Below are 3586 nucleotides of genomic sequence, written 5' to 3' on the forward strand. Positions count from 1 at the left end.
AATGGCACATTTACCGATCAACTAACCCACCAGATAGGCCACACCTCTTTTTACTCGATGGGTAATGATATTGCAGATATTAACAATGACGGTAAGCCGGATATTTATACGTTGGATATGTTGCCCGAAGACAATAACCGCCAGAAATCATTATTTGGCGCGGATAATTATGAAGCGTTTGATCTGAATGTAAAAGTTGGCTTTTACTACCAGTATATGCGTAATATGCTGCACATCAATAACGGCAACAACTCATTTAGCGAGGTAGGGCAATTGGCAGGTATATCAAATACAGACTGGAGCTGGGCTCCGTTATTTGCCGATTATGATAATGATGGCTGGAAAGATCTTTTTGTTAGCAATGGCTATACCCGCGATTACACTAACATGGATTTTTTAAAATACATGGGCGATAACTTAAAAGACCGGCGTTTAATGCGCCAGGACCTTTTGGATATTGTTAAAAAGATGCCATCATCACAAATGAAAAGTTATTTATTTAAGAATAACGGCGATGCCACTTTTACCAATACCAGCGCCGTATGGGGCATCAGCCAATCATCAAACAGTAACGGCGCTGCTTATGCCGATCTGGATAATGATGGCGACCTTGACCTGATAGAGAACAACATTAACCAGCCTGCATTTATTTATGAGAACCAGGCAACCAGTCAGAATAAAAATCACCAGCTGTCTATAAAATTAGCAGGTGCAGATGCCAACACACAAGGAATCGGTGCTAAAGTGATACTTTATGCCGGCAACAAAATGCAATACCTGGAGCAAATGCCAACCCGCGGCTTCCAGTCAAGCGTATCGCCTGTGCTGCATTTCGGGCTTGGGCAAAACAAACAAGCCGACTCGCTGCGGGTGATCTGGCAGCGCGGCAAAACGCAGCTCCTGAAAAATGTAAAAGCAGATGAGCAGCTCACTTTAAATGAAAAAGATGCAACAGCAATAACCGCTAAGCCAAAGGTGGTAAAACCCATATTTACCGAAGTAGCATCACCCATAAAAAGTAAAGAAACAACCAATACCACCAATGATTTTAAGCGCCAGCCATTAATGGTTAACCCAATTTCTTTCCTGGGCTCATGCCTGGTAAAAGGCGATGTAAATGGTGACGGGCTTGAAGATGTTTATGTTGGCGGCACAAACGGGAAAGCCGGCGCGCTGTACATCCAGCAAAAATCAGGATCGTTTATACTAAAAGCCAACCCTGCATTTGATGCCAACAAAGAAAGCGCCGATGCAGCAGCCATATTTTTTGATGCCAATGGCGATGGTAAGTTAGACCTGTACGTTGCATCAGGCGGTTATGATGATTTTTTACCCGGTGACCCAAAACTACAGGACCGGTTATATATCAATGATGGCAAAGGCAACTTTACCCGATCAAAAGAAGCATTACCGGCAATGATCAGCAGCAAAAGCTGTGTTAAAGCAGCAGATATTAATGGCGATGGTTTCCCTGATCTGTTTGTTGGGGGCAGGGTAATACCGGGCAGGTATCCCGAAACACCACAAAGCTATATCCTGATCAATGATGGCAAGGGGCACTTTACCGATAAAACAGCAACCTATAATGCCGCTATCAAAAACATAGGCATGGTAACTGATGCAGCCTGGATAGATCTGAACGGCGATAAAAAGCCTGACCTGGTATTGGTTGGCGAGTGGATGCCGATAAGCGTTTTTGAGAACCGGGACGGCAAACTGGTGGATGCCACCACCAAATATTTTGACAAAAAATATACCGGCTGGTGGAATTGCCTGCAGGTAAGCGATATTAACCATGACGGGCACCCGGACCTGGTAGCCGGTAACCTGGGGCTTAATACCCAATGCCGTGCATCTGATACCGAGCCTGCCGAAATGTATTATAAAGATTTTGATGATAACGGATCAGTCGACCCTATACTTTGCCTTTATATACAACATAAAAGCTATCCGTATATCACCCGCGACGAGATGCTTGACCAGATGAGTGTGATGCGCGGGCGCTTCCCGGATTATAAAAGCTATGCCGATGCCACCATCGACAAGGTATTTACCCCGGAAGAAATAAAAGGCGCTAAACACTTAACGGCAAATTACCTGGCAACAGCTTGTTTTATAAGCAATGCAAAGGGTAAGCTGCATGAAGTGGCATTGCCTAAGCAGGCGCAATACTCGCCGGTGTATACCATCACCTCCATTGATTATGACCATGATGGGCATGATGATCTGTTACTTTGCGGGAATATAACCCATGCACGCCTGCGTATGGGCCAGTATGATGCCAATTACGGCATCCTGCTTAAAGGCGATGGCAAAGGCAATTATACATATATCACCCAGCCACAATCGGGCTTTAATTTATGGGGCGATGTAAGGGGAGTACTGCAACTAAATAATACTTTATTATTCAGCATGGATAAAAGCAGGCTGAAAGCATATAAACAATAATAATTAAAATGAAGATAATTTATTTATTCCTGACAGGCCTTTGCTTGTCAATTATTATGCAGAGCTGCCATACGAAGGGCAAGAACCAGGCATTTACCAATCACGATATAAGTAAGGTGATCAAAAAGATGAGCGATATAATGATCCATGACGTTACCAACCCGCCATTGGCCACCCGCTTTTACGCATACACCTGCCTTGCCGGATACGAAACAGTTTCAGAAAACGATTCAACACTCAAGAACCTGCATGGCGTGTTAAATGATTACCCTTTGATCAAAAAGCCCAAACAATTTAGCGGATATAACTATCAGCTTAGCGCTGTTTTGGCTATGATGGAAACAGCCAGCAAACTGCAGCCATCAGGCAGTACTTTGATGAAAAGTTATGAACAAAGTTTTCTGGACTCCTGCAAGAACGCAGGTTTCAGCAGTGAAGTAATTGATAGCTCGCAGCATTATGCCCAGTTTATCAGTAAAAAAATAATGGCCTACGCCAAGTCAGACCGTTATAATAAGATCAGCAACTATCCGCGTTATAAACTTAAAGCAAAGCCGGGTACCTGGGACCCAACCCCTCCGGCCTATATGACGCCGGTTGAACCTTATTTTAATACAGTGCGTACGTTAACGCTTGATTCGGCTTCGCAATTTGTACCGGCAGATCCCATTCCGTTTTCGACCGACAAAAACTCTGCTTTCTATAAGTTCCTGTTGCTAAGCTATCAAAAAAGCAGCGACGGCTTAACTCAGGAAGAAAAAGACATAGCCAACTTTTGGGACTGTAACCCATTTGCGGTTCAAAATAACGGGCATATGCTTATCGGCTTAAAAAAGATCTCGCCGGGTGCGCACTGGATGGGTATTACCGATATTGCCTGCACCCGCAACAAAACAAATTTTTCAAAAACAATAGAAGTGAACACCGTTGTAGCCATAGGTTTAATGGATTGCTTTATTTGCTGCTGGGAAGATAAATACCGCACCAACCGTATCCGGCCCGAAACGGCTATCCGCCAGTATATCGACCCTAACTGGAAACCGCTGTTGCAAACGCCACCTTTTCCTGAATATATCAGCGGTCACTCGGTAGTTTCAACAACATCAGCAGTGATCCTTACCCATTACTTTGGCGATAA

At 44.1% G+C, this 3586-nt stretch carries 2 protein-coding genes; both read left to right on the forward strand.

Going from position 1 to position 3586, the window contains the following annotated elements; translation table 11 throughout:
• The coding region (locus ABIB50_RS26550; RefSeq protein ID WP_429385085.1) for a VCBS repeat-containing protein at window positions 1-2448 on the forward strand (2448 nt) is incomplete at its 5' end.
• 8 nt (window positions 2449-2456) lie between these two features.
• A partial coding sequence (locus ABIB50_RS26555) for a hypothetical protein (protein ID WP_429385088.1) occupies window positions 2457-3586 on the forward strand: 1130 nt, incomplete at its 3' end.

Source organism: Mucilaginibacter sp. UYCu711 (assembly GCF_050433825.1).
Lineage (GTDB): Bacteria > Bacteroidota > Bacteroidia > Sphingobacteriales > Sphingobacteriaceae > Mucilaginibacter.